This window comes from Streptomyces sp. NPDC047108, from assembly GCF_040643575.1.
GTDB lineage: Bacteria > Actinomycetota > Actinomycetes > Streptomycetales > Streptomycetaceae > Streptomyces.
Window position 1 is genome coordinate 118,849 of sequence record NZ_JBEYUP010000015.1, and the last position, 18,574, is coordinate 137,422.

19 protein-coding genes and 1 pseudogene are annotated in these 18,574 nt (G+C 72.6%); 12 read left to right on the plus strand and 8 right to left on the minus strand.

What is annotated here, in order from left to right; genetic code table 11:
• The first annotated feature begins 72 nt into the window (after positions 1–72).
• The 4 genes from ABZ822_RS24925 (at position 73) to ABZ822_RS24940 (ending at position 5,041) form a co-directional block, all read left to right on the plus strand.
• Positions 73–498 (plus strand): GNAT family N-acetyltransferase, encoded by a 426-nt coding sequence (locus tag ABZ822_RS24925; RefSeq protein ID WP_360858327.1) that lies wholly within the window; start codon positions 73–75, stop codon positions 496–498.
• Between the two features lie 421 nt (positions 499–919).
• Complete coding sequence (locus tag ABZ822_RS24930) at positions 920–2,266, plus strand: hemolysin family protein (protein ID WP_360858330.1); 1,347 nt, start codon at positions 920–922, stop codon at positions 2,264–2,266.
• Positions 2,263–3,279, plus strand: coding sequence for a hemolysin family protein (locus ABZ822_RS24935; RefSeq protein ID WP_360858333.1), 1,017 nt, complete (start codon positions 2,263–2,265; stop codon positions 3,277–3,279). The genes ABZ822_RS24930 and ABZ822_RS24935 overlap by 4 nt, the downstream gene beginning before the upstream one ends.
• 64 nt (positions 3,280–3,343) lie before the next feature.
• A complete protein-coding gene (locus ABZ822_RS24940) occupies positions 3,344–5,041 on the plus strand; it encodes an ABC-F family ATP-binding cassette domain-containing protein (protein ID WP_360858336.1) in 1,698 nt (565 codons plus the stop codon).
• 70 nt (positions 5,042–5,111) lie between these two features.
• On the opposite strand, the gene ABZ822_RS24945 is transcribed toward ABZ822_RS24940, so the two are convergent.
• On the minus strand, positions 5,112–5,492 hold the full coding sequence (locus ABZ822_RS24945; protein ID WP_360858339.1) for an ATP-binding protein: 381 nt from the start codon (positions 5,490–5,492) through the stop codon (positions 5,112–5,114).
• A gap of 236 nt (positions 5,493–5,728) precedes the next feature.
• On the opposite strand from ABZ822_RS24945, the gene ABZ822_RS24950 reads away from it, so the two are divergent.
• The 4 genes from ABZ822_RS24950 to mug all read left to right on the plus strand — a co-directional run bounded on the left by ABZ822_RS24950 (position 5,729) and on the right by mug (position 9,455).
• Positions 5,729–6,364: a TetR/AcrR family transcriptional regulator gene (locus ABZ822_RS24950; RefSeq protein ID WP_360858343.1), complete on the plus strand. Its 636-nt coding sequence runs from the start codon at positions 5,729–5,731 to the stop codon at positions 6,362–6,364.
• A 193-nt stretch (positions 6,365–6,557) separates the two neighbouring features.
• Entirely contained in the window at positions 6,558–7,328 is a 771-nt protein-coding gene (locus ABZ822_RS24955; protein ID WP_360858346.1) for an SGNH/GDSL hydrolase family protein, read from the plus strand.
• Between the two features lie 124 nt (positions 7,329–7,452).
• The gene (gene purB, locus ABZ822_RS24960) at positions 7,453–8,886 is read left to right on the plus strand and encodes an adenylosuccinate lyase (protein WP_360858349.1); all 1,434 of its coding nucleotides are present in this window, start codon (positions 7,453–7,455) and stop codon (positions 8,884–8,886) included.
• Positions 8,883–9,455, plus strand: a complete 573-nt coding sequence (gene mug, locus ABZ822_RS24965) for a G/U mismatch-specific DNA glycosylase (RefSeq protein ID WP_360858452.1) — start codon at positions 8,883–8,885, stop codon at positions 9,453–9,455. The genes purB and mug overlap by 4 nt, the downstream gene beginning before the upstream one ends.
• Positions 9,456–9,484: 29 nt before the next feature.
• Here the strand turns inward: mug and ABZ822_RS24970 are convergent, their stop codons facing one another.
• Positions 9,485–9,940: a hypothetical protein gene (locus ABZ822_RS24970; RefSeq protein WP_360858352.1), complete on the minus strand. Its 456-nt coding sequence runs from the start codon at positions 9,938–9,940 to the stop codon at positions 9,485–9,487.
• A 335-nt stretch (positions 9,941–10,275) separates the two neighbouring features.
• Here ABZ822_RS24970 and ABZ822_RS24975 point away from each other — a divergent pair, with 335 nt between their 5' ends.
• Entirely contained in the window at positions 10,276–11,433 is a 1,158-nt protein-coding gene (locus ABZ822_RS24975) for an ROK family transcriptional regulator (RefSeq protein ID WP_360858355.1), read from the plus strand.
• Between the two features lie 135 nt (positions 11,434–11,568).
• Here ABZ822_RS24975 and ABZ822_RS24980 read toward each other — a convergent pair whose 3' ends face one another.
• Positions 11,569–12,333: a GntR family transcriptional regulator gene (locus ABZ822_RS24980; protein WP_360858358.1), complete on the minus strand. Its 765-nt coding sequence runs from the start codon at positions 12,331–12,333 to the stop codon at positions 11,569–11,571.
• 303 nt (positions 12,334–12,636) lie between these two features.
• On the opposite strand from ABZ822_RS24980, the gene ABZ822_RS24985 reads away from it, so the two are divergent.
• Positions 12,637–13,383 (plus strand): SDR family oxidoreductase, encoded by a 747-nt coding sequence (locus ABZ822_RS24985; protein ID WP_360858361.1) that lies wholly within the window; start codon positions 12,637–12,639, stop codon positions 13,381–13,383.
• 56 nt (positions 13,384–13,439) lie between these two features.
• Here ABZ822_RS24985 and ABZ822_RS24990 read toward each other — a convergent pair whose 3' ends face one another.
• Positions 13,440–14,324 (minus strand): RNA polymerase sigma-70 factor, encoded by an 885-nt coding sequence (locus ABZ822_RS24990; RefSeq protein WP_360858364.1) that lies wholly within the window; start codon positions 14,322–14,324, stop codon positions 13,440–13,442.
• 197 nt (positions 14,325–14,521) lie between these two features.
• On the opposite strand from ABZ822_RS24990, the gene ABZ822_RS24995 reads away from it, so the two are divergent.
• The gene (locus ABZ822_RS24995; RefSeq protein ID WP_360858368.1) at positions 14,522–15,367 is read left to right on the plus strand and encodes an alpha/beta fold hydrolase; all 846 of its coding nucleotides are present in this window, start codon (positions 14,522–14,524) and stop codon (positions 15,365–15,367) included.
• Positions 15,368–15,484: 117 nt separating this feature from the next.
• Here the strand turns inward: ABZ822_RS24995 and ABZ822_RS25000 are convergent.
• From ABZ822_RS25000 to ABZ822_RS25010, 3 genes and pseudogenes are all read right to left on the minus strand, one after another.
• Positions 15,485–16,702 (minus strand): annotated as a pseudogene (locus ABZ822_RS25000) (DUF418 domain-containing protein); the annotation flags it as partial.
• Between the two features lie 171 nt (positions 16,703–16,873).
• Positions 16,874–17,251 (minus strand): hypothetical protein, encoded by a 378-nt coding sequence (locus ABZ822_RS25005; RefSeq protein ID WP_360858371.1) that lies wholly within the window; start codon positions 17,249–17,251, stop codon positions 16,874–16,876.
• A gap of 85 nt (positions 17,252–17,336) precedes the next feature.
• On the minus strand, positions 17,337–17,546 hold the full coding sequence (locus ABZ822_RS25010; protein ID WP_360858374.1) for a helix-turn-helix transcriptional regulator: 210 nt from the start codon (positions 17,544–17,546) through the stop codon (positions 17,337–17,339).
• A 67-nt stretch (positions 17,547–17,613) separates the two neighbouring features.
• Here ABZ822_RS25010 and ABZ822_RS25015 point away from each other — a divergent pair, with 67 nt between their 5' ends.
• Positions 17,614–18,162, plus strand: a complete 549-nt coding sequence (locus tag ABZ822_RS25015; protein ID WP_360858376.1) for an SHOCT domain-containing protein — start codon at positions 17,614–17,616, stop codon at positions 18,160–18,162.
• Positions 18,163–18,198: 36 nt separating this feature from the next.
• On the opposite strand, the gene ABZ822_RS25020 is transcribed toward ABZ822_RS25015, so the two are convergent.
• Positions 18,199–18,555, minus strand: coding sequence for a VOC family protein (locus tag ABZ822_RS25020; RefSeq protein WP_360858379.1), 357 nt, complete (start codon positions 18,553–18,555; stop codon positions 18,199–18,201).
• Between the last annotated feature and the right edge of the window lie 19 nt (positions 18,556–18,574).

Genomic DNA, 18,574 nt, shown 5'->3' on the forward strand with positions numbered 1-18,574 from the left:
CCGTCACCGGAGTCCGACCGCATACCGGGAAATCCCTCGACCGGTCCGCCGGCCCGGTGATGGGATGGCTATGTGAACGATCTGCGGATTCGGACGGCCACGGCGGAGGACCTGGATGCCGTTCTGGCCTTCTGGGCACAGGCCGCCGAGGGAAAGAGCATCAGCGACAGCCGCGAAGGAGTCGCCCGGCTCATCGAGCGCGACCCGGGTGCGCTGCTGCTGGCCGAGCGTGCGGGCGAACTCGCCGGCACGCTCATCGCCGGGTTCGACGGCTGGCGGTGCCACCTCTACCGGCTCGCGGTGCACCCGGCCCACCGGAAGCAGGGCGTGGCGAAGGCGCTGCTGCGCGCGGCGGAGGAGCGCTTCACGGCGCTCGGCGGACGGCGCGGCGACGCGATGGTGCTGGACCGGAACGAGCTGGCGCACCACGCGTGGAGCGCCGCGGGGTATGCCCCGCAGCCGGAGTGGAGCCGCTGGGTCAAGCCACTCGCCGGCTGACGCCACGGGAGTGGCCGGTCCGCTTGCCGGGCGGTCCCTCGCGTACGCCCCCTGCCCCGTCGTCACGCGACACTGCGTGCAGCCGCGCCTCACACGTCGATCCGCGCCGTACATCGATCCGCCCTGTGCGTCGATCCGCGCCGCACGTCGATCCGCGCCGCCCGCCCTCGCCCCGCACGCCCGTTCACCTGACGCGCCTCACCTGCCGGGCCCCGTCGCTCTGGCACGCTGTCCCTCGCACCCACCGCCGCACCTGCCGCCGCGCCCGCCCTCCGCCTGGGCTTTTACCATGGGTGGTCCGATCCTCACGACGTGAAAGGTGTGAGCGTCCGCCGATGGGCGAGCCTCCCTGCAGTCCCCGTCGAACAGAACGTTCCACGGTGCTTCCCCTCCTGCCGGATCATGGATGGGAGGTGTACCGATGACCGAAGTGCTGCTGCTGGTGGTCGCCCTCCTGCTGACGCTCGCCTGCGGCGTCTTCGTGGCCGCCGAGTTCTCGCTGACCACGGTCGAGCGCAGCGTGCTGGAGAAGGCCGCCGCCGAGGGCGAACGCGGCGCGGACTCCGCCCTGCGGGCCGTACGGACGCTCACGTTCCAGCTCTCCGGGGCACAGCTCGGCATCACCGTCACCGGCCTGGTCATCGGCATGCTCGCCGAACCGTCGCTGGGCCGGTTGCTCACCGGACCGCTGGAGGCCGCGGGCCTTCCCGGATCCGCCGCCAGGTCCGCCGCCCTGATCCTGGGTACGGCCGTCTCGACCGTCGTCCTGATGGTCGTCGGCGAACTGGTGCCCAAGAACTGGGCGATCTCCCGCCCGCTGTCGGTGGCCCGCCATGTGGCCGGGCTCCAGCGGGCGTTCAGTACGGCGTTCCGCCCGCTGATCGGCCATCTCAATACGACCGCCAACCGTCTGGTGAGCCGCATGGGTCTGCAGCCCACCGAGGAGCTGGCCTCCGCGCGCGGCCCGCGGGAACTGGTCGCCCTGGCACGGCACTCGGCAAAGGAAGGGGCCCTCGAGGCGGACACCGCCGAGCTGTTCGTCCGGATGCTCAACCTGGCCGAGCTGACGGCGGAGAACGTCATGACGCCGCGGGTCCAGGTCGTCGCCCTCGACGTGCGGACGACGGCGGAGGACGTCGCGAACGCGACCCGGGCCACCGGCCTCTCCCGCTTTCCCGTCTATCGCGAGAATCTGGACACGGTCATCGGCACCGCCCACATCAAGGACGTCGTGGCCATCCCGGCCGACGAGCGCGCCTGGCGCCCGGTCAGGGAGATCGTGCGCGAGCCCGTCCTCGTCCCCGAGTCGCTGACCGTGGACCGTCTGCTGGACCGCCTCTCCCCGAAGCACGCCATGGCCGTCGTGATCGACGAGTACGGCGGCACGGCGGGCGTCGTCACCCTCGAGGACATCGTCGAGGAGGTCGTCGGCGAGGTACGCGACGAGCACGACCCGCTCGAGGTGCCGGACCTGGCGCCCGCGGGGATCGACGCCGACGGGTGGGCGCTGTACGACGCGGACGGCGCGATCCGCACGGACCAGCTCGAGGACATCGGCCTGCACGCGCCCGAGGGCCCGTACGAGACGCTCGCCGGTCTGCTGGCCACCGAGCTGGGCCGGATCCCGGAGGAGGGCGACGTCGTGGAGACGGCGGGCTGGCGGGTCGAGGTCGTGCACGCGACGGGCCACCGGGCCGCGCGGGTGCGGCTGCACCAGCCGCCGAAGGGCCCGGAAGAGCCGCCTCACGAGGAAGGAACCGACCGATGATCCTGGTGCAGCTCCTCATCGGTCTGCTGACTCTGGTGACCAACGCCTTCTTCGTCGGGGCCGAGTTCTCGCTGATCTCGGTGCGCCGCAGCCAGGTCGAACCGCTCGCCGAGCGGGGCGAACGGCGGGCGCGCAGCGTGCTGTGGGGCCTTCAGCACATCACCGTCGTCATGGCCGCGGCGCAGCTCGGCATCACGCTGAGCACGCTGGTGCTCGGTGTGGTCGCGGAGCCTGCCATCGCCCATCTGCTGGAGCCGCTGTTCCACGCGGTGGGTCTGCCGGGCGGGCTGATCCACCCGGTCTCGTTCGTGATCGCGATCTCCGTCGCGACGTATCTGCACATGCTCCTCGGCGAGATGGTGCCGAAGAACGTGGCGCTCGCGGAGCCCGTCCGCGCCGCGCTGATGCTGGGCCCGCCGATGGTGGCGCTGACGCGCGGCGTGCGCCCGGTGATCTTCGCCGTCAACGCCTTCGCGAACGCCCTCCTCAAGCTGCTGCGCGTCCAGCCGCGGGACGAGGTGCCCGCGACCTTCTCGGACGACGAGCTGGCCCGCATGGTCGCCGACTCCAGCCAGGCCGGACTGCTCGACGACCGGGCCACGGAGCGGCTGCGCGACGCGCTGGAGCTGGGGCGCCGTCCGGTGCGCCAGGTGGTCGTCCCGGTCGAGCGCGTGGTGACGGCCCCGGTCGCGGTGACACCGGAGGGCCTGGAGCAGCTGTCCGCGGAATCGGGATTCTCGCGGTTCCCCGTGGTCGACGGCGACCAGATCCTGGGCTATCTGCACGTCAAGGACGCGCTGGACGCCCGGCCCCGGGACCAGGCGTTCTCCCGGAGCGCGCTGCGCCCCATCGCGCGCGTCACGGCCTCGATCCCGCTGGACGACGCGCTGGGCGCACTGCGCAGCAGCGGAACGCACGTCGCGGTGGTGATCGGTGACGACGGCCGGCTGGACGGAATGGTGACCATGGAGGACGTACTGCGGGAACTCGTCGGCAAGGCCCCCTCGGCCTGAGCGCCCGTCCCGGGCGGCCGGCTCGTTGCCCCGCGGGCGCCTCGACCGGAAGGAAGGATCGCGGATGACGTCCCAGCTCGTGGTGGACGAGGTCTCGGTCGGTCATCCCGGCCGGCCGGTCCTGGAGCGGGTCTCGCTGCGCGTCCCGCCCGGCGAGCACGTGGCCGTCATCGGCGACAACGGCTCGGGCAAGTCGACGCTGCTGCGGCTCATCGCGGGACGCCAGGCGCCCGACGAGGGCAGGGTCACCGTGACCGCCGACGGCGGCACCGGCTACCTCCCGCAGAGCCTCGAACTGCCCGGCCGCTCCACGGTGCGCGAGGTGATCGACGAGGCGCTCGCCGACCTGCGCGATCTGGAGCGGCGGATGCGCGAGGCCGAGGCCGCGCTCGGCACCGCGAACGGCCAGGAGGTGGCGGCGTACGGCGACCTGGTCACGGCGTACGAGGCGCGGGACGGCTATCTGACCGAGACGCGACTGGAGACGGCACTGCACGCGCTGGGCCTCCCCGGACTCGACCGCGACCGGCTACTGGGCACGCTGTCCGGCGGAGAGCAGTCCCGGCTCGCGCTCGCCTGCGTCCTGACCTCCTCGCCCGAACTGCTGCTGCTCGACGAGCCGACGAACCACCTGGACGAGGAGGCGGTCGCCTGGCTGGAGGAGCGCCTGCGGGCGCACAAGGGCACGCTCGTGACCGTCACCCACGACCGGGAGTTCCTGGACCGGGTGTCCGACACGGTGGTGGAGGTCGACGGCGACCGCCGGTCGGTCGCGCGCTACGGCGGTGGCTGGACCGGATTTCTGCAGCAGAAGGCGGCGGAGCGGCACCGCTGGGAGCAGCGCTACCGCGTGTGGCGGGAGGAGATCGCCCGCCAGGAGGAGCTGGCGTCGGCGGGTTCGGCCCGTATGACGACCGGCTGGCGGATGAGCGAACGGCCCGCCTGGACCAAGCACCAGCGGTCGGTGGAAGGCCAGCTGTCCGGCCGGGTGCGCAACGCCCGCGAGCGGCTGAACCGGCTGCGGGCGGAGCCGGTCCCGCGCCCGCCGGACCCGCTGCGCTTCACCGTGGCGATCGGAGGCGGACCGATCGGGGACGGACCGATCGGGGACGGACCGATCGGGGACGGTCTGCTCGTGGACGGGCCGGGGGAGAACGGCCACGGCGCGGAGGCCGGGGAGCCGGTGGCCGAGTTGCTGGGGGTGGCCGTCGACGGGCGGCTGTCGGTGGACCGGCTGGCGCTGGGCGCGGGCGAACGGCTGCTGGTGACGGGCCCGAACGGCGCGGGGAAGACGACCCTGCTCCGAGTGCTCTCGGGTGACCTGGCGCCCGACCGCGGAGGTGTCCGGCTGCCGGAGCGGATCGGCAGGCTGCCGCAGGAGGTGCCAGCCATCGCCTCGCGGCGGCCGCTGCTGGCGGCGTTCGCCGAAGGGCTCGCCGGCGATCCGGAGGAGCACGCCGACGCTCTGGCCGCACTGGGGCTGTTCCGCGAGGAGGACTTCCACGTTCCGGTGAACGGGCTCTCGGTCGGCCAGCGGCGGCGGCTGACCCTGGCGCGGCTGCTGACACGGCCGGTGGAGATGCTGCTGCTGGACGAGCCGACGAACCACCTGTCGCTGAGGCTGGTGGAGGAGCTGGAGCAGGCGCTCGCGGGGTACGCGGGGACGCTCGTGGTCGTGTCGCACGACCGCCGGCTTCGGGCGCGGTTCACGGGCACCCGGCGGGAGATGGCGGAGGGGCGGCTGCTGCCGCTGGAGGGCTGACGGCGGTGCGGGCCGCGTACGACTCACGGCCGGTAGGTGATGCGAGGCGCGAGGCTCGTGCGGCCGGGGCTCAGCCGAGTTCGAACCAGACCGACTTGCCGTCCGCGGTCTGCTCCACACCCCAGTCCGTGGACATGTGGTGGACGAGTTCCAGGCCGCGTCCGTTCTCGTCGTCCGGAGCCGCCGCGCGCCGGCGCGGCACCTCGGGGCTCCCGTCCTCGACGCGGCAGCGCAGGGTCTTGCGGCGTTCGACGGTGAGCCGGAGGGGGCCGTCGGTGTGCAGGAGGGCGTTCCCGACGAGCTCGCTCACGAGCAGCTCCGCGGTGTGCGTGAGGTGCTCGAGCTCCCAGTCGGCGAGGACGGCGCGTACGGCCCGCCGCGCGCTGCGGCATGCGGCGGGGTCACTGGGCAGATGCCACGGTCCGGCCTTGCGGCCGTGCTGAGGGGGCACCCCGGCGAGGACACTGCCCTCCGCTCTGTGCGGAGGTGCCTCCTCCGGGGCCCCGGATATAGGTGGGTGGTGCATCGTGTCTCCAGTACGGCCTTGGCCGGCGACGCGGGAGGCGCCGGCCCGGTGCTGCCAACAGTGAGGCGCTTCCCGTATCGGGAAAATGACACGAATCACTGTCACTGGTCTACTGCCCGGTAAACCCTAATTTGGCTTTACGAAGAAGTAAAGTGCGGTACATGATCGGTCGCCCGAGTGACGAGGACATGCTCGATGCCGCCTGCACGGTATTTGCCGAACTCGGCTTCCGCGCAGCCACGATGGACGCGATCGCGGCCCGTGGCGGAACGACGAAGCCGACGCTCTATGCCCATTTCGGCAACAAAGACGATCTCTACCGGCGCTGCACCGAGTGGTCCGCGGAATCACTGGGCGCTCAGCTCACCGCGGCCTTCGCGTCCGCCGCGGAACTCCCCCTGGAAGGCCAGATCCGCGCGGGCATGACCGCGCTGTTCGGCTACGCGGCCCAGCACCCTCCGAAATTCCTGCTGATCTTCGGCACGGACTCCGTGGGCCCGGTCACCGTCACGCGAGACCGGCTCGCACGGGCCACCACCCAGGAAATCGCCGTACGCATTCGCGACTTCACCGAACGCCACGGGAGGGGCCGCTGGGATGTGAGTGCGGAACTGTGCGCCTCGATGATCGTGGGACTGACACTGGAGGGCGCGCGCTATGCACTCGCGAAGGATTCTCTCGACGCCACGACGGCGGGAGAGTTCGCGACGGCGTTCACGGTGTCCGCACTGCGGCACATCGATCCGGCACTCGCCGAGGAAATCGACCGAGAGGCTCCGGCGACGGAAATCGGCTGATTCCGCATACGCCTTTCGAGCACGGCCGTATCGTTTCTCCCGCCATTCCGGAGCCCAAGTCGCCTGAATGCGCGGCGCGTTCCGCATACCGCGGGTACCGGGTTCCGGAAGCGACCGCAACGGGCGGCCGTCGAGCGCGGAAGGGGGATGCGCCTGCGAGCCGCGGCGCGGCGCCGGATAGGATCCCCGCGCCATGGAGACGAATGCCCCCTACACCAGTCTTGTCGCGATCGGCGACTCCTTCACCGAAGGCATGTCGGACGCGCTGCCCGACGGCACGTACCGCGGCTGGGCCGACCTCCTCGCGGGCCGGCTCGCGGCCCGCTACCCCGGGTTCCGGTACGCCAACCTCGCGGTGCGGGGCAAACTGATCGGGCAGATCGTCGACGAGCAGGTGGACCACGCCGCCGCGATGGGTGCCGACGTGATCACCCTGGTCGGCGGGCTCAACGACGCGCTGCGCCCCTCCTGCGACTTCGGCATGGTCCGCGACCGCCTGGAGCAGGCCGTCACCAAGCTCGCCCCCAACTGCCGCCGGCTCGTCCTCATGCGCAGCCCTGCGCGGCGCGGACCGTTCGGGACGCGCTTCCTGCCGCGCATGCACCAGCTGTTCACCATCCTCGAGGACCTGGCGGAGCGGCACGACGCCGTGCTCGTCGACCTCTTCGGCGGGACCGTGCTCGGCGACCCCCGGATGTGGGCCGACGACCGTCTGCACCTGAACGCGGAGGGGCACCGGCGGGTGTCCGAAGCGGTCTGGCAGGCGCTGGGCCACGACCCCGAGTGGGACTGGCGCACACCGCTGCCGCCCGCCGCCCCGGTCTCCTGGCATCTGCGGCAGGCCGCGCACGCCCGGTTCGCCCGCGAGCACCTCGTGCCCTGGGTCGGGAGGCGGCTGACGGGCCGCTCGTCCGGCGACGGCCGCCCGCCCAAGCGCGCGGAGCTCCTGCCGTACGACGGGTGAGCCGGGGCCCGGCTCCCGCCCTCCGGTGTTGTAGGGACCTACGAAGCGGCGCCCGGGCCTGCGTCGGAGCAGCGCCCCAGGCCGGGGCGCTGGCCTGCGGGAACGCCCAGTAGAATCTGGTCACGTGACCTCCAAGCCTCGCATCCCCAATGTCCTGGCCGGCCGGTACGCCTCCGCGGACCTCGCCGTGCTGTGGTCCCCCGAGTACAAGGTGACCCTGGAGCGGCGGCTCTGGCTGGCCGTGCTCCGCGCGCAGAAGGACCTCGGCATCGAGGTGCCCGAGCAGGCGCTCGCCGACTACGAGCGCGTCCTCGACCAGGTCGACCTCGCCTCGATCGCGGAGCGCGAGAAGGTCACGCGGCACGATGTGAAGGCCCGTATCGAGGAGTTCAACGCCCTGGCCGGGCACGAGCACGTGCACAAGGGCATGACCTCCCGGGACCTCACCGAGAACGTCGAGCAGCTCCAGATCCGGCTCTCCCTCGAGCTGGTGCGTGACCGTACGGTCGCGGTGCTGGCGCGCCTGGGCAGGCTGGCGGCCGAGCACGCCGAGCTGGTGATGGCGGGCCGTTCGCACAACGTCGCCGCGCAGGCCACCACCCTCGGGAAGCGCTTCGCGACCGCGGCGGACGAGATGCTCGTGGCGTACGAGCGGCTGGAGGACCTGCTGGGCCGCTACCCGCTGCGCGGCATCAAGGGCCCCGTCGGCACCGCGCAGGACATGCTCGACCTCCTCGGCGGGGACGCGGAGAAGCTGGCGGACCTCGAGCGCCGGATCGCCGAACACCTCGGCTTCTCGCGGGCGTTCACCTCGGTCGGCCAGGTCTATCCGAGGTCCCTGGACTACGACGTGGTCAGCGCGCTCGTGCAGCTCGCCGCCGCGCCGTCCTCCCTCGCCAAGACCGTCCGGCTGATGGCCGGGCACGAGCTGGTGACCGAGGGGTTCAAGCCCGGCCAGGTCGGCTCCTCGGCGATGCCGCACAAGATGAACACCCGCTCCTGCGAGCGCGTCAACGGCCTCGCGGTCATCCTCCGCGGCTATGCGTCGATGACCGGCGAGCTGGCGGGCGACCAGTGGAACGAGGGCGACGTCTCCTGCTCGGTGGTGCGCCGCGTCGCCCTGCCGGACGCCTTCTTCGCCTTCGACGGGCTGCTGGAGACGTTCCTGACCGTGCTGGACGAGTTCGGCGCCTTTCCTGCGGTCATCGCGCGCGAGCTCGACCGCTACCTGCCGTTCCTCGCCACGACCAAGGTCCTGATGGGCGCGGTGCGGGCCGGCGTCGGCCGGGAGATCGCGCACGAGGTCATCAAGGAGCACGCGGTCGCGTCCGCACTCGCCATGCGCGAGAAGGGCGTCGAGCGCAACGAACTGCTCGACCGTCTCTCCGACGACGAGCGCATCCCGCTGGACCGTGCGCGGCTCGACGCGCTCATGGCCGACCGTCTGTCCTTCACCGGCGCGGCCGCCGGTCAGGTGGCCGCCGTCGTCCGCCGGATCGAGCAGGTCGCGGAGCAGCACCCGGAGGCAGCCGGGTACGCGCCCGGGGCGATCCTCTGACGCGCCCGACGCCCGAGGAGCTGGAGGCCGCCCGCGACCGCCGGATCGACGACGTGCTCGCCGGCGGCCTCGCCGTGCTGTTCTGCGGGATCAATCCGGGGCTGATGTCCGGGGCGACGGGTCACCACTTCGCCCGGCCGGGCAACCGGTTCTGGCCCGCGCTCCACGCCTCGGGCTTCACCCCGCGGCAGCTGGCCCCGGCGGAGCAGCGCGAACTGCTCGGTCACGGGCTCGGCATCACCAATGTCGCGGCGCGCACGACGGCGCGGGCCGACGAACTCTCCGACGAGGAGCTGCGCGAGGGCGGGCGCCTCCTGCGGGTCAAGGTGGAGCGGTACGAACCGAGCTGGCTCGCCGTCGTCGGCGTCACCGCGTACCGCGTGGCCTTCGGCGACCGTACGGCGAGGATCGGTCGTCAGGAGCGGATGATCGGCGGCACGCGTATCTGGGTGCTGCCCAACCCCAGTGGTCTGAACGCCCATTGGACGCTGCCCTCCATGGCCGAGGAGTTCGCGCGGCTCCGTGAGGCGGCGGGCCTTCCGGACGCCCGCTCCGGCGACCGGGGCTGACCCGACCGCGCCGGACGGACCATCCCCGGTCACCCCGCTGCGGCCAGGGCCTCGCCCCCTATGGCGGCGACCAGCAGGACGCGTTGGGGCGGCTGCGGCTCGTCCCGGCTGATCCCCAGGGCGACCCACCGTCCGTCGACGCTCCAGGCGTGCACCTCCCCGACGAACGCGCTCAGCGTGCACAGCGGCTCCGGGACCGGCTCCCCCATCGCGGAGCGCTCCAAGTGAGCGTCGAGGGACCGGTGTTCGGGCTCGCCCCACCGGTAGGTGAGCACCTGGACGAGCACCTGCAGCTCGGACTCGAACTCCTCACGCTCGTCCCGTACGAGCGTGAAATCATCGTCGCCGAACCGGTCGCTGTACTCGAGTTCGGCGACATGGAAGTCCGGACCGCTCTCGACGCCGCGCTCGGTCCGCCGGCGCGCGGGGAACGGGAGGGCGCGCAGGCGGTCTATGGCGGCCAGATGGGCGGTGGTGCTGTCCATAACGTCAGTAAACCCCGCGCTGCCGACAATTGGCGAAGCGTCAGAACCACCAGCGACTGCTGCGGGAGACGTCACACCGCCACGGACCCGGGCTGTCGTACGTCGGCACAGCCGCGGCTGTCGTCGCCCGTACGGTTCGCAGCACCGCCGACGATCAGCACCGGCCGGCGGTGCGCCCCTCCCCGTACGGCCCGGCGACGACCCGACGGGACACGGCGGCGCGGGACCGGTGCGGAGCCGGTGCGGCGGAACCCGGCGAGGACAGCCGCGCGGCTCGCCGCCCCACAGCTCAGCGGCTACGATCCGGCTCACACGGACTGGAGGGAGGCCGGGTCTTGGCGCGGCTCACCGGTGGGGACCCGTCCCTGCTGCGACGGATCAACTCGGCGGTGGTGCTGTACGCGCTGCGGGACACCGGAGAGGCCACGCTGACCCATCTCGTCCAGATCACCGGTCTCTCGCGACCGACCGTCGAGGGCGTCGTCGAAGGGCTGACCGAGACCGGCCTGGTGCGCGAGGCACCCGCCGCCGAGGGCGGGACGCGGCGCCAGGGCCGCCCCGCGCGCCGCTTCCGCTTCCACGCCGAGGCCGGGCATCTGCTCGGCATCGAGATCGGACCGCACCGGGTCGCGGCCGTGCTCTCCGACCTGAACGGGAGCGCGGCCGGATCGGCGGTGCGCGAGGTGCCGGAGACGGCATCGGCCGAGGAGCGGCTGGAACGGGTCCGGGCGGTGGTCGCCGATCTCCTGCGGAGAGCGGGCGTGGCCCGCGGCTCGCTGCGCGCCGTCGGCGTGGGTTCCCCGGGCATCGTCGAGGCGGACGGGACCGTACGGCTGTGCACCGCGCTCCCGGGGTGGACCGAACTGCCGCTCGGCGAGCGGCTGCAGCGTTCCTTCAGCTGCCCCGTGCTGGTGGAGAACGACGCCAACGCGGCCGCGGTCGCCGAGCACTGGAAGGGCGCGGGCGCCGGCTCCGATGACATCGTTTTCGTCCTGGCCGGTCTCAGCCCCGGCGCGGGCTCGCTCATCGGCGGCCGCCTGCACCGGGGTTACGGCGGTGCGGCCGGCGAGATCGGCGCCCTGCACCTGCTGGGCCGGGAAGCGACTCCGGAACAGGTGCTGTCGCCGACCGGCGAACCGCTGCCCCCGCTCGACGAGGCCGCCGTGACCCGGGTGTTCGCGCAGGCCCGGGGCGGTGACGAGCGAGCGCGGCAGGCCGTGGAACGGTACATCCGGCGGCTGGTGCACGACGTCGCGGCGCTGGTGCTGGCCCTCGACCCCGAGCTGGTGGTCGTGGGCGGCTGGGCGGCCGGACTCGACGGGGTCCTCGACCCGCTGCGCCGCGAACTCGCCCGCTACTGCCTCCGGCCGCCCCGGGTCGAACTGTCGGTGCTGGGTGAGGCGGCCGTGTCGACGGGTGCGCTGCGCCTGGCCCTGGACCATGTCGAGGAGCAGCTCTTCGCGGTCGAGCGCACGGTGACGGCCCGCCGCTGACCCGCGCCTCCGTCCGGATGGGCATCCGGACGGACCGTCGTGGTCGCGGACGCGCCCTGCCTTGCGCGACGCAGGCAGGGCCCACTCGCCGCCCTCCCCAACGGCGTCGAGGAGGCGGGGACGTTCAGGAGACGCTCAGGAGGCGCGACGCTGCTCGTCCGGGTGGCCGATCTGCACCGATCCCGTCTCGCCGAACGTCAGCCGGCAGGTGTCCGCGCGGTAGGTGGCCACGCCGACCGCGACCGTACGGCCCTCAGCGAAGTAGCGTGCCGTGACGACCAGGACGGGTGAGCCCGGCAGACGGTCGAGCTGCTTGGCGTCGTCGGCGCGTGCCGAGCCGAGCTCGACGGAGCGGTCCTGCCCCTCCAGCTCCAGGCGCTGCAGCTCGCGCAGCACGGCCCGCGCCCGTGCCGCACCGCCGAGCTGGTCGATGGCCGTGAGGCCGGGGACCGACGCGGCCGGGACGTAGAGCAGTTCGGCGGCGACCTGCTGGCCGTGCGTCCCGCGGGTGCGGCGAACGGTGTGGACCTGCTCCTCCGGGTCGGTGCCGAGCAGACGCCCGACGGAGGCGGGCGGCGCGGCCATCTCGGAGTCGACCGGCTGCCAGGCATCGGCGCCGCCGCCCGGCCAGGCGTGGTCCTCGGGGCCGACGTTCACACCCATGCGCGGCGGGGCGACGGTGGTGCCGACGCCGCGGCGCCGCTGGAGCCGCCCCTCGAGTTCGAGCTGCTCGAGCGCCTGGCGCAGGGTGGCACGCGCGACGCCGAACCGGGCCGCGAGTTCGCGCTCGTTGGGCAGGATCTCGCCCACCTCGAACTCGGAGTCCAGCGCATCGCTGAGCACGGTCTTCAGGTGCCAGTATTTGGGTTCCGGCACCGATTCGAGCTGCGTGGTCCCCACCCTGTCCTCCACGATCTCCGTGTCCCCGGGATCCCCTGCCTGAGCAGGGGAGGGATATTAACGCCCTTGTTTATTAAAGGTTCTTGCACTATCCCTGCGACCATAGGGCGGGCCCCAGGCTTGGTCAAGACCAATCCTCGGTCCGTTGCCTCGCCCCCGCGGCGTCGCCGCGGAGCGTTCACACGTCGTTCGCGGACCCCCGGGCGGGGTGACGGGAAGGTGGCACGGTGTAGCGTCGGTGATCATCGCCGCGCCGGCAGGCAGCGGTCTCAAGGCGCACCGGCGAAGGGGAGGCTGCTCAGCATGGACCGGATCACCGTGGTCACCGGCGGCGGTCGCGGGATCGGCGCGGCCGTGGCCGTACGGCTGGCCGGCGCAGGACACCGGATCGGCATCGGCTACGAGCGCGACAGGGACGCCGCGGAGGAGACGGCCGCCGCCGTACGGGACGCGGGCTCCGACTGTGTCGTCGTCCAGGCGGACACCGCGGCGGAGGACCAGGTCGAGACCCTCTTCGACACGGTGAGGGACGCGCTCGGACCGGTCACCGGACTCGTGAACAACGCGGGCATCACCGGACCGCTCGGCCGTTTCGCGGACACCTCCCCCGAGACGATGCGCCGTGTGGTGGACGTGAACGTGACGGGCGCCATGCTCTGCGCGCGCCGCGCCGTACGGGAGATGTCGACCCGGTACGGCGGCAGCGGCGGGGCGATCGTCAACATCTCGTCGGCCGCGGCCACGCTGGGCAGTCCGGGCGAGTACGTGCACTACGCGGCCGCCAAGGCCGCCGTGGACGCCATGACGGTCGGCCTCGCCAAGGAGCTGGGCCCCGAGGGGGTGCGGGTGAACTCCGTGCAGCCGGGCATGATCCTCACGGACATCCACGCCTCGATGGGCGATCCCGAGCGGCCCTGGCGCCACCCGGAGCGGGTGCCGATGCGGCGCCCCGGCGAGCCGGACGAGGTGGCGGGCGCCGTCGCGTGGCTGCTGTCCCCCGAGGCGTCGTACACGTCGGGCGCCGTGCTGCGCGTCTCGGGCGGCCTGTAGGTCACGGCGGTTCGGATCGCGGGCGAGCGTTCCACCCCTGTCCGGACCGCGGCTCTCTACGGCCCGACGGCACCGAGCTTGTCGGGATTCCGCACGATGTAGACGCAACGGACGCGCCCGTCCTCCGTCAGGTCCAGGGACATGACGCTGTCCGGCTTCCCGTCGACCAGGACCAGCATCGACGGGACCCCGTTGATCTCGCGGAAGACGAACTGCAGGTCCCCGGCCGGGTCCTGCGCCACGGCGACCAGGAACCGCCCGACCTTGTCCGGGCTCTCGATGACGCGCAGCGGCGCCTTCGCCTTGCCGCCGCTGTCGCCGACCAGCCGGACGTCCGGGGCGAGGAGCGCCAGCAGCCCCTGGATGTCGCCGCCCGTCGCCGCGGCGAGGAAGCGTTCGGTGACGTCACGCTGTTCCTGCGGGTCGACGGGGAACCGCGGCTTCCCCTCCTCCACGTGGCGCCGCGCACGGCCGGCGAGCTGCCGTACGGCCGGTTCGGAGCGCTCGAGAATCCCGGCGATCTCCGCGTACGGGAAGCCGAACGCCTCCCTCAGCACGAACACCGCGCGCTCCAGGGGCGAGAGGGATTCCAGGACGACGAGCACGGCGAAGGACACGGACTCGGTGAGCACGGCCCGCTCGGCGGCATCGGGGACCGTACCGGCGAAGTCGGTCGCGATCGGCTCCGGCAGCCACGGCCCGACATAGGACTCCCGCCGCGACTGGACGTGCCGCAGCCGGTCGATGGCGAGGCGGGTGGTGATCCGCACCAGGAAGGCGCGAGGTTCGCGGACGGCCGCGTGATCGGCGCCGGACCAGCGGAGCCAGGCCTCCTGGACGATGTCCTCGGCGTCGGCGACGCGACCGAGCATGCGGTACGCGACGCCGGTCAGGACGGGTCGGTGCTCCTCGAAGACGTCGGTTGCCGTATCGCTCGCCACGGCGTCCATCCCACCGGACGGGCGGGCCGGTGTCCAGGCGATCCGGGTATGCGCCGACCGTTTTGACCTGATTCGGGGGCCGTTCGCGCCAGGCTCGTCGAACTCCGGGCTACCGAACGGTAATTGTTCCTGACATCCTGTCCAGCAATCAGCCGCCCGTCCAACCGGCGTCGCACGGCGACGGTCAGGAGCACCACATGCCCGCAACGATTTCCTTCACGGCCGACACGCCCGCCGGCGAGCACCCGGTCTCGGTGGTGTACGAGCGCCGCGGCTCCGGTGAGCCGCTGCTGCTCCTGCACGGCATCGGCCACCACCGCCAGGGGTGGGACCCGGTACTGCACATCCTCGCCGCCGAGCGCGACGTCATCGCCATCGACCTGCCGGGCTTCGGGGAGTCCCCCGCCCTGCCCGACGGCGTACCGCATGACCTGCCGACGGTCGTGCCGGTGCTCGGCGGCCTCTGCACGGCACTGGGGATCGAGCGGCCGCATGTCGTGGGGAATTCGCTGGGCGGGCTGCTCGCGCTGGCGATGGGCCGCGACCGGCTCGTACGGTCGGTGACCGCCCTCGCCCCCGCCGGGTTCTGGTCCGAGGCGGAGCGGCGCTACGCGTTCGGCCTGCTCCGCGGCATGCGGGCCGGTGCCAAGATCCTGACGCCGCCCATGGTGGAACGGCTGTCGCGCACCACGGCGGGGCGCGCGGTGCTCGTCAGCTCCATCTACGCACGGCCCGGGCGGCGTTCACCGGAAGGTGCGGCGGCCGAGACCCTGGCCCTGCGGGAGGCCCCGGCGTTCTGGCCCACCTTGGCGGCCGGCCGCCCTGTCGTCTTCACCGACGACATCCCCGACATCCCGGTCACGATCGCCTGGGGCACGCGCGACCGGCTTCTGATCCCGCGCCAGGGCGTCCGCGCCAAGGAGGCCATTCCCGGCGCGCGTCTCGTACGGCTGCCCGGCTGCGGGCATGTGCCGATGAGCGACGACCCGGCGCTGGTGGCGCGGGTGATCCTCGACGGGAGCCGTACGCCCGCGGCGGCCTGACCCCTGCCGGAGCCGACCCCTGCCGGAGCCCCGACGGCCGACCGACGGCCGGCGCGAGTCCGGCCGCGAGGCCGGTGTGCGGTGCCGCCAGGGCGGCGACGCGAGATGGGTGAGCGCGCGCAGCAACCATTCCAGCGGGCCGTAGGGGTGGCGGCGGGTCCACCAGGTGCTCGCCGCCGCGAGGGCTGCGTACACCGCCGCCGCGGTCAGCAGCACCTCGGCGGGCCCCATCCGGTTGACCAGGCCCGCGCCGTACGCGGTGAAGATCAGCGACATGAGCAGGGACTGGGCCAGGTAGTTGGAGAGCGCGGTGCGGCCCGCGGGGACGAGCAGCGCGGTGGCCGCCGCCGTACGGCGGTGGACGGTCGCCAGGAGGAACAGCGCGGCGTACGCGGCGGCCAGCGCCGGTGCGGTGGCGACGTCGACGGCCAGGCCCGCCACCTGCACGGCGAGTTCGGGCCGGGACTGGCTCCATCCGTACAGCAGGGCGCCGGGCAGGCCCACCAGCACGCCGGTGAGCGCCAGTCGGCGCAGGCCGCGCGTATGGGCCGCGGGATCGGCGAGGAGCCGGTGCTTCCCGGCGGCCAGTCCGGTCAGGAACGCGGCCAGGGCACACGGCGCCTGGAATCCCCACAACACCCCCAGCATTTCCGGGAGTTCGGTCAGGTGCCGGCCGACGACCGAGCCCGGACCCGCGCGGTAGGCGTCGGCCGCCTCGCGCGCCTGGGCGGTGAGGGCCGCGGTGTCGACGGGCTCGGGAAAGCGGTGAGCCAGGAGGGCAAGGACCAGGCACAGCGCGGTCATGACGGCGATGAGGCAGGCCGCGGCAACGAGCGCGGTGCGCGGGCGTATCGCGCGGCAGGCCAGGAGGATCAGGCCCAGCAGGGCGTACGTCGTCAGGATGTCCCCGTGGAAGAGCAGGACGGCGTGCGCGGCACCGATCAGGGCGAGTCCGGCGAGGCGGCGGACGAACCCGGCACCGAAGCGGCGGCCGCGGCGGGCCGCGGAATCGAGCTGCAGGGTGAAGCTGTAGCCGAAGAGGAACGAGAACAGCAGATAGAACTTCGTCTCGAAGAGCACCGTCACCGCATACGAGACCAGCGTCTGCACCGGGCCCTCCGCTGCGGGATCGGGCACTCCGGCGCTGTGGAACGTCGAGGCGATGAACGTGCTGTTGACCACGAGGATGCCGAACAGGGCGAATCCGCGCAGTGCGTCGACGGCGGCCAGGCGCGGCGGCGCGGCGCTCACCGATGGCAGCGGGCCCGGCGCGGCGGGCGTGGCGGGGGCGCGGGAGCCGGGTGGAGGCGCGGCGGATGAACGGTTCGCGGGCATGACGGTGTGTCTCCTGCTGGTGTGGGGAGGTGAGTTGAGGGTCCGCGGGCAGACCGGGCCGACCCGTGACCAGTCGCCGCGGAGGTGCGGCAGTGCGGAGGCGCGGCAGCACTGCGGTGCCGCCTTGCGGCACCGCAGGGGCGTGCGCGGAGAACGGCGCCCGGAGTGGCGTCAGATCCGGCGGCGCAGGACCTCGATGGCCACGACGTAGGTGACCGCGGACACGAGCAGCAGACCGCCGGGCATCCAGGCCGGTCCGTCCGTGGCAAGTGCGGCGATCAGCCACACCCCGAGGACGACGGTGAGGACGCCGTCGCAGACGGCCATCGCCAGGACGTCGATCTCCTGCTCGCGCGGATCGCCCCCGGCCACGATGCGTCCGGTCTCACCCCCGCCGCCGCGCAGACAGACCCAGGCAAGAAGACCGAACCCGGCCGCCCCGCCCAGCCCGCCCCACAGCTGTCCGCCGACCGCACCGGCCACCGCGCACCCCAGCGCGAAGAGCCCGGCCCCGGCGGCGATGGCGATCAGGGCCGAAGACTTCGGCACGGCCGGACTCTTCGGCGCGCTGCGCGAAGCGGGCGGGCCGGGCTGTCGTCGGGACCCGTGTCCCTGCCCCGAACTTCCGGGGCTCTCAGGGGTGTTCGGCGTCTTCGGTGTCATCGAAGAGTTCCTCCACGCTGGCGCCCAGTGTCCGGGCGAGTTTCAGGGCAACGGGGAGCGATGGATCCCACTTGCCGGTCTCGATGGCGTTGACGGTCTGCCGGGACACCCCGATCAGGTCCGCCAGCGCTGCCTGGGACAGGCCGGCGGCTGCCCTCCGGTCCCGAACGCTGTTTCGCACCTGTCAAGAAGACACGACATCGCCGAGGGGTGTCAAGAAGACGCGACATCTGCGTAAAGTGCCCCTCATGGACTGGAGTGACCTTGCAGACATCGCGTTCGACCGGCTCGGTGACAGCAGCAACCGGGTCGAATCAGCCGTGGACGACACGGCCGTACCGGGTGAGGCACCGCTTGCGGTGACCTCCGCCCGCGCTCGTCAGGACTGGACCAACGGTGCCCTGGTGCTGACCACCCACCGGCTTCTGTACGTCAAGGAGGGCCGGGCACCCGTACCCGTACCGCTTCCCGGGATCACGGACGTGCAGGTCGCCAAGTCCCGGCTGACCGGGCAGATACTCAAGGTCACGGCGGTGTCGGGGGCGCACAGCTGGGAGAACGTCACGGACTCCGAGGCGTTCGCCGACACACTCCGCACCGCCGTGAAGAACGCCGCGGAGTTCCGTTCCCCGGCTGCCGGTTCCCCGGACGCCGACATCAAGGCCACCGGCAGCGCGACGCCGCAGCAGGATCCCTCCTGGGTCGACCGGATCGAGCGCCTCGCCGATCTGCACGGCCGTGGCGCCCTGACGGACGAGGAGTTCGCGATGGCCAAACGGAAGCTCATCGACGGCTGACCTGCCGCACCCCCGGCTTCCGCGGTGGCGCGCCCGTCAGCCCTTGTCGATCACGCAGAAGCGGTTGCCCTCGGTGTCGGCGAGCACGACGTAGTCGGCGTCGTCCGCGTACAGGGCCCACTCGACCCGCTCCGCGCCGAGCGCGATCAGCCGCTCCACCTCCGCCGCCTGATCAGTGGCGTACAGATCGAGATGCACACGCGGACGCTCCTGTACGGGTGTCTCACTCACGCCGATCGACACCGCGGCGCCGCGCCCATCGGCCGGTACGAGCACGGTCCAGTCGTCCTCGACCTCCCCGTCGCGGGGGACGTAACCGAGCGCTCGCATCCAGAACGCGGCCGCACGGCGCACGTCCGAGGCACCCATCACGACCGATCCCATGGTCAGCATGGCGCCATTCTGGCAGCCG